This window comes from uncultured Sphingomonas sp. (assembly GCF_937859915.1).
Classification (GTDB): Bacteria; Pseudomonadota; Alphaproteobacteria; order Sphingomonadales; family Sphingomonadaceae; genus Solisphingomonas.
This window is the reverse complement of record NZ_CALMAW010000031.1, coordinates 1-6487: the sequence shown is the minus strand read 5'-3', so window position 1 is coordinate 6487 and position 6487 is coordinate 1. Positions and strand designations below refer to the sequence as shown.

Genomic DNA, 6487 nt, shown 5'->3' with positions numbered 1-6487 from the left:
CTGCACAAGCGCTCGGCCGAGACCGACGGCGCCGCCCCCGCCTGGCTGTGGCGCGGCCGCCGCCCGGATCGCCCCGAGGCGCCCCGCGCTGCGCGGCCCGGCAATGCCTTCGGGGCACTCGAACGACTGCTTCCCCCTTATCCTCCACCGCAGAAACAGGGTGCGCATGGCTGACACGACGATCCGGATCGACCAGTTCCTCTGCTTCGCCCGCTTCGCCAAGACCCGAAGCATCGCCCAGGCGCTCGTCGGCGAGGGACATATCCGGCTCGATGGCCGCGCCATCCGAAAGCCCTCCGCGCAGGTCCGCGTCGGCTCGGTGCTGGGCCTTCCCGTCTCGGGCCAGGTTCGCGTGGTGCGCGTCGAGGCGCTCCCCGGCCGGCGCGGCCCCGCCCCCGAAGCGCAGAGCTGCTACACCGACCTGGTCTGAGCCTACGATCCCGCCCCGTCATCCCGGACGCGATCCAAGATCCCGCTTGGTCGCGAGGCCGGAAGGCGCGGGGCCCCGGGGTGACGGACCGGAAATCGCCTATGGTTGACGCACCCCCCGCCCCCGACTAGCAGGGCCGGCGTTCCGTCCCGCCAGAGAGTCTTCGTGCCATGACCTACGTCGTCACCGATGCCTGCATCCGCTGCAAGTATATGGACTGCGTCGAAGTATGTCCGGTCGACTGCTTCTACGAGGGCGACAACATGCTCGTCATCAACCCCAATGAGTGCATCGACTGCGGCGTGTGCGAGCCCGAATGCCCGGCCGAGGCGATCCTGCCCGATACCGAGAGCGGACTTGAGAAGTGGCAGGAGCTCAACAACAGCTTCTCCGCGCAATGGCCCAACATCACGCGCAAGCGCGAGGCGCCCGCCGACGCCGACGAATTCAAAGGCCAGGACGGCAAGTTCGACAAATATTTCTCGCCGGAGCCCGGCCAGGGCGACTGACGGGTCGTTACGGGTCCGTCCTTTTCGGCAGATTGCGCCGGAACGCTACCTTTCTCGCGAAAACTATGTTACAAGCTGCCTTGTCGGGGGCGGCTCGTGATCCTGTGTGATCGCCAGTCCGCCCCCTCATTCTAGCGGGTGGTCACCGGACTGCCGGGCGGCCGCATGGCTCTTTGGGCGAATGTGGACCGGACGGGATTCGGGGCCGGACTTTCCGGAAAGGTATTGTATGGCTGCGAAGGCGCTGAGCTTCGACGTCGGCGACTATGTCGTCTATCCCAAGCACGGCGTGGGCCGCGTGATCGAACTGCAAAGCCAGGAAATTGCGGGCCTCAAGCTCGAACTTTACGTGCTGCGGTTCGAAAAGGAGCGGATGACGCTCCGCGTGCCCACCAACAAGGCCGAATCGGTCGGCATGCGCAAGCTGTCCTCGTCGGTGACGCTCGACGAGGCGCTGACCACGCTCAAGGGCAAGCCCAAGGTCAAGCGTACCATGTGGTCGCGTCGTGCGCAGGAATATGAAGCCAAGATCAATTCGGGCGACCTCGTGTCGATCGCCGAAGTGGTGCGCGACCTGTTCCGCGCCGACGACCAGCCCGAGCAGAGCTATTCCGAGCGGCAGATCTTCGAGGCGGCGACCAGCCGTCTCGCGCGCGAACTCGCCGCGATGGAGCAGACCGACGAGCCCAAGGCGCAGGAGAAGATTCTCGATATTCTGCGCGAGCATGCGGTGCTGCACGCGAAATAAGCCGGCCGGCCTCGGCTGGCGGTGACGAAGGGGCGCGGTGGCCGAGAGGCTGCCGCGCCCTTTTCTTTGGGCGGGCCTCCTTTTTTTCGTCATCCCGGCAAAAGCCGGGACCCATCGACGGCGGCACGCACGTCAACTGGACGCGACACGCGCTTCATTGCTCACCCCTCTATAAATCCCGGCTTTCGCCGGGACGACGGATGAGCGCAGCTTGCACCATCCCCCTTATGCTGTATTGTGCGAGCAACACAGTAGAGAGGTGCCCGATGCGTATTCCGCTTGTCCTCGCCGCGACCGCGCTGGCGACCTTCGCCGCGACCACCGCCCCCGCCGCCACCCGCGACTTCCCGGCACGCGACTTCACGCAGGTCGATCTGCGTGCCGCCGCGCACGTCACGATCCGCACTGGCGCCGGCTTCTCGGTCCATGCCGACGGCGACCCGGAATTGGTCGACCGGCTGACCGCCGAGGTCCGCCAGGGCGTGCTGCTGCTCGGCTGGACCAATGGCCCGTCCGTCCGCAACAACAACCGCCATCTCGACGTCACGATCACGATGCCGCGCACGACCAGCGTCGCGCTCGGCGGCGCGGGGTCGATCGCGCTCGATCACGGCAGCGGCCCGGCCTTCGGCGCGAATGTCGGCGGCGCCGGTTCGATCAAGATCGCCGCGGTCGACGCGCCGCGCACGGTGCTGGTGATGGGCGGCGCGGGCGAGATCGTCGTCGCGGGCACGACCGGCGCGCTCGAGGTCGACGGCTCGGGAGTCGGCTCGATCGACGCGAGTGCGCTCGCGGCCAAAAGCGGGCATGTCTCGCTGTCGGGCACAGGCCATGTTGCCGCCCGTGTCGACGGACCGGTCGACGTCTCGTTGTCGGGGATCGGCCATGTCACGATCGACGGCCATCCCGTCTGCACCGTCCACAAGAGCGGCCTCGGCAGCGTTCGCTGCGGCTGACCCGCTTATTCTCGGAGACTGCCATGATCCGCCTTGCCACCTTGGCGATTGCCGTCGCCCTCCCGCTCGCCGCCTGCGCGCCGGTGCACGCGGCGACCAAGACCTACAGCATCACCGACGTCTCGCGGCTGCGCATCGCCGGGCCGTTCGACGTCCATGTCCATGTCGGCCCGTCCGCCTCGGTGCGCGCAACCGGGCCGCAGGAAGCGATCGACCGGCTCTCGGTCGAGCAGAATGAAGAGGTGCTGGTGATCAAGCCGCTGCCCGGCGGCTGGGGCGGCTGGCCGATGGGCTTCCACGGCAAGCTCGTCGTCGACGTCACCATGCCGACGCTCGACCAGGCCGCAGTGACCGGATCGGGCGATACCACGATCGACCGCGTCAAGGGCGAGGCGGCGTCGCTGGTATTGTCGGGATCGGGCTCGCTCACCGTCGGCGGGATCCAGGTGACCCAGCTCAACGCGACGATGACCGGATCGGGCGACCTGTCGCTCGCCGGCCGCGCGGTTGCTGCGAAGGCGGTGCTGACCGGATCGGGCAATTTCAAGGCGGACCAGTTGCTGGCGGACGACGCGCAGGTCAACCTGACCGGCTCGGGCGACCTCAAGATCGGGGTGCGCCGCAGCGCCAAGGGCAGTCTCGCCGGATCGGGCGACCTCTCGATCGTCGGCCTGGCGGCCTGTGCGATCGCGCGCACCGGCTCGGGCGACGTGCATTGCGACCATAAGGCGGCGGAGTAGCGGTTGCGGGTGGGAGCGGCCCTACCCTTCTTCGTCATCCCGGACGTGATCCGGGATCCATACACGCGGCGCCCATTGATCGAGCGCCGCGCGTATGGAGTTCCCCCCCGTCGCGGGAATGACGGGGTGTATCGAGGCGCCGCGCGCCCCGCTCAGCTGAACCCGACCACCGCGTGCGGCACATAAGGTGCCTCGAGCCGGTCGATCTCGTCGTCGCTAAGATCGATGTCGAGCGCGGCGAGCGCGTCGTAGAGATGGCCGATCTTGGACGCGCCGACGATCGGTGCCGAGACCGCGTCCTTGGCCATCACCCAGGCCAGCGCGATCTGCGCGCGGGCGACGCCGCGCTCGGCGGCGATCGCCGCCACCGCCTCGACGACCTTGCGATCGGCGTCGGCGGTCTTCTCGTAGAGCGTCTTGCCGAACTGGTCGGTCTGCGAGCGTTCGGTGGTGTCGTCCCAGTCGCGCGTCAACCTCCCGCGCGCGAGCGGGCTCCACGGGATCACGCCGATGCCTTCGGCCTCGCACAAGGGCAGCATCTCGCGCTCCTCCTCGCGGTAGAGCAGGTTGACGTAGTTCTGCATCGTCACGAAGCGCGTCCAGCCATTGGCCTCGGCGACGTGGAGCATCGTCGCGAACTGCCACGCCGCCATCGACGAAGCCCCGATATAGCGCGCCTTGCCCGCCTTGACGACGTCGTGCAGCGCCTCGAGCGTCTCCTCGATCGGCACCTCATGGTCGAACCGGTGGATCTGGTAGAGATCGACATAGTCGGTGCCTAGCCGCGTCAGCGAGGCATCGATCTCGGTCAGGATCGCCTTGCGGCTGAGGCCCCCGCCATTGGGGCCCTTGCGCATCGCGCCGTGCACCTTGGTGGCGATCACCACCTCGTCGCGGCGCGTGAACTCCTTGAGCGCGCGGCCGACGATCTCCTCCGAGGTGCCGTCCGAATAGACGTTGGCGGTGTCGAAGAAGTTGATCCCGGCCTCGACCGCGTGGCGCAGGATCGGGCGGCTCTTCTCCTCGTCGAGCGTCCATTCGTGATTGCCGCGGTCCGGAATCCCGAAGGTCATGCAGCCGAGGCACAGCGCCGAGACGTCGAGGCCGGTATTGCCGAGCTTGCGATAATCCATGCTGTCTCTCCGTTCGGGTGTCGCGGCGCTCAACGCAGCGGCGGCGATCAGGTGCCGGTGGTGTTTGTCCTCAGTTCCCCGGCGAAAGCCGGGGCCCAGGCCACACCCCACTGTCCGGGCGCGGCGGTAGCCACGGAGCGCGGGCCTGAGCCCCGGCTTTCGCCGGGGAACATCGGCCTCAGCCCTGGTCGCGGCGCCCGAGCAGGCGCAGCCGCAGCGCGTTGAGCTTGATGAAGCCCGCCGCGTCGCGCTGGTCGTAGGCGCCGGCATCGTCCTCGAAGGTGACGACCTTCTCCGAATAGAGGCTGTCCGGCGACTTGCGACCGACCACCGACACCGAGCCCTTGTAGAGCTTGAGCCGCACCGTGCCGTTGACGCGCGCCTGGCTGTGATCGACCGCCGCCTGCAGCATCTCGCGCTCGGGGCTGAACCAGAAGCCGTTGTAGATCAGCTCGGCATAGCGGACGGCGAGCTCGTCCTTGAGGTGCGCGGCGCCGCGATCGAGCGTGATCTGCTCGATGCCGCGGTGCGCGGCGTGATAGATCGTCCCGCCCGGCGTCTCGTACATGCCGCGCGACTTCATGCCGACGAAGCGGTTCTCGACCAGATCGAGCCGGCCGATGCCGTGGGTGCGGCCGAGCCCGTTGAGCGCCTCGAGCAGCGTCGCCGGCGACATCGCCTCGCCGTTGAGCGCGACGCCGTCGCCCTTCTCGAAATCGACGGTGATATATTCGGGCGTGTTCGGCGCATCCTCGGGATTGGCCGTGCGCGAATAAACGTAATCCGGCACCTCCTGCCACGGGTCCTCGAGCACCTTACCCTCGGACGAGGTGTGCAGCATGTTGGCGTCGGTCGAGAACGGGCTTTCGCCGCGCTTGTCCTTGGCGACCTGGATCTGGTGCTGCTCGGCATATTCGATCAGCCGGGTGCGGCTGGTCAGATCCCATTCGCGCCACGGCGCGATCACCTTGATGTCGGGTGCCAGCGCATAGTAGCCGAGCTCGAAGCGGACCTGGTCGTTGCCCTTGCCGGTGGCGCCATGGCTGACCGCGTCGGCGCCGACTTGTCTGGCGATCTCGATCTGGCGCTTGGCGATCAGCGGCCGCGCGATCGAGGTGCCAAGCAGATAGGTGCCCTCGTAGAGCGCGTTGGCGCGCATCATCGGGAAGACATAGTCACGCACGAACTCTTCGCGCAGATCGTCGATGAAGATGTGCTCGGGCTTGACCCCCATCGCCAGCGCTTTCGCGCGCGCCGGCTCGAGCTCCTCGCCCTGTCCCAGGTCAGCGGTGAAGGTCACCACCTCGCAATTATAGGTTTCCTTGAGCCACTTCAGGATGACGCTGGTGTCGAGCCCGCCCGAATAGGCGAGGACGACGCGGTTGATGGCCGGCTGCGTCATGGGCGGTTCCTTGTACGGCTTAAGGGGGATGCGGATCGCGCGCGCCTGTGCCATCGGCGGCGCTGCGGTTCAAGCCGGAGAGTGTCGCATGACGAGAGACTGGGTGATGGTGGCGATGATCGGCTGGGCGGGCGTGGCGCTCGCCGATCCGCCGCCGGTTGCGCGCACCGCCGTTCAGCAGCGCGCCGAGACGATGTTCGACAAGTGCGACACCAACCATGACGGCGTGCTGACGCTCGCCGAATATCACGCCGCGCTCGCCGCGATCGTCAAGGCCAAGGGCGGCACGCCGACCCCCAAGGGCTGGGCGATCGTCGACGCGCAGTTCGCGACGGTCGACCAGACCCATAGCGGCCGCGTCACGCGCGCGCAGTTCGTCGACGCCGCGCTCGCCCATTTCGACGGGGCGGACATCAACCACGACGGCACCGTCACGCCCAAGGAGGCGCGCGTCGCCGCGAAGATCAAGAATCGCGAGGCCAAGGCGGCGAAGATCGAGGGCGCTGCCCATTGAGCTAGTTCCCCGGCGCACGCCGGAGCCCAGGCCCGCAGCTTGTGGCGGGCACAAC

General features: G+C 67.7%; 8 protein-coding genes. 6 read left to right on the top strand and 2 right to left on the bottom strand.

Annotated elements, in window-relative coordinates; genetic code table 11:
• The first annotated feature begins 166 nt into the window (after nt 1-166).
• From Q0326_RS04770 to Q0326_RS04750, 5 genes are all read left to right on the top strand, one after another.
• On the top strand, nt 167-430 hold the full coding sequence (locus Q0326_RS04770; RefSeq protein ID WP_298687668.1) for an RNA-binding S4 domain-containing protein: 264 nt from the start codon (nt 167-169) through the stop codon (nt 428-430).
• Nucleotides 431-600: 170 nt separating this feature from the next.
• Entirely contained in the window at nt 601-939 is a 339-nt protein-coding gene (gene fdxA, locus Q0326_RS04765; RefSeq protein ID WP_298687666.1) for a ferredoxin FdxA, read from the top strand.
• A gap of 229 nt (nt 940-1168) precedes the next feature.
• On the top strand, nt 1169-1687 hold the full coding sequence (locus Q0326_RS04760) for a CarD family transcriptional regulator (RefSeq protein ID WP_298687664.1): 519 nt from the start codon (nt 1169-1171) through the stop codon (nt 1685-1687).
• 266 nt (nt 1688-1953) lie between these two features.
• On the top strand, nt 1954-2643 hold the full coding sequence (locus tag Q0326_RS04755; RefSeq protein ID WP_298687663.1) for a head GIN domain-containing protein: 690 nt from the start codon (nt 1954-1956) through the stop codon (nt 2641-2643).
• Nucleotides 2644-2666: 23 nt separating this feature from the next.
• Nucleotides 2667-3383, top strand: a complete 717-nt coding sequence (locus tag Q0326_RS04750; RefSeq protein WP_298687661.1) for a head GIN domain-containing protein — start codon at nt 2667-2669, stop codon at nt 3381-3383.
• A 152-nt stretch (nt 3384-3535) separates the two neighbouring features.
• Here Q0326_RS04750 and Q0326_RS04745 read toward each other — a convergent pair whose 3' ends face one another.
• Together Q0326_RS04745 and Q0326_RS04740 are read right to left on the bottom strand one after the other, a co-directional pair.
• Complete coding sequence (locus Q0326_RS04745; protein WP_298687659.1) at nt 3536-4516, bottom strand: aldo/keto reductase; 981 nt, start codon at nt 4514-4516, stop codon at nt 3536-3538.
• A gap of 178 nt (nt 4517-4694) precedes the next feature.
• Nucleotides 4695-5918 carry an argininosuccinate synthase gene (locus tag Q0326_RS04740; protein WP_298687657.1) on the bottom strand — a complete coding sequence of 408 codons (1224 nt, stop codon included), beginning with the start codon at nt 5916-5918 and terminating at the stop codon, nt 4695-4697.
• Nucleotides 5919-6006: 88 nt separating this feature from the next.
• Here Q0326_RS04740 and Q0326_RS04735 point away from each other — a divergent pair, with 88 nt between their 5' ends.
• Nucleotides 6007-6432, top strand: coding sequence for an EF-hand domain-containing protein (locus tag Q0326_RS04735; protein ID WP_298687655.1), 426 nt, complete (start codon nt 6007-6009; stop codon nt 6430-6432).
• The last annotated feature ends 55 nt before the right edge of the window (nt 6433-6487 follow it).

Bases quoted from the DNA above. Each gene is read 5' to 3' on its own strand.
- Q0326_RS04770 (WP_298687668.1), top strand. From the start codon at position 167: ATGGCTGACACGACGATCCGGATCGACCAGTTCCTCTGCTTCGCCCGC.
- Q0326_RS04745 (WP_298687659.1), bottom strand. From the start codon at position 4,516: ATGGATTATCGCAAGCTCGGCAATACCGGCCTCGACGTCTCGGCGCTG.
- Q0326_RS04740 (WP_298687657.1), bottom strand. From the start codon at position 5,918: ATGACGCAGCCGGCCATCAACCGCGTCGTCCTCGCCTATTCGGGCGGG.
- Q0326_RS04760 (WP_298687664.1), top strand. From the start codon at position 1,169: ATGGCTGCGAAGGCGCTGAGCTTCGACGTCGGCGACTATGTCGTCTAT.
- Q0326_RS04750 (WP_298687661.1), top strand. From the start codon at position 2,667: ATGATCCGCCTTGCCACCTTGGCGATTGCCGTCGCCCTCCCGCTCGCC.
- Q0326_RS04735 (WP_298687655.1), top strand. From the start codon at position 6,007: ATGACGAGAGACTGGGTGATGGTGGCGATGATCGGCTGGGCGGGCGTG.
- fdxA (WP_298687666.1), top strand. From the start codon at position 601: ATGACCTACGTCGTCACCGATGCCTGCATCCGCTGCAAGTATATGGAC.
- Q0326_RS04755 (WP_298687663.1), top strand. From the start codon at position 1,954: ATGCGTATTCCGCTTGTCCTCGCCGCGACCGCGCTGGCGACCTTCGCC.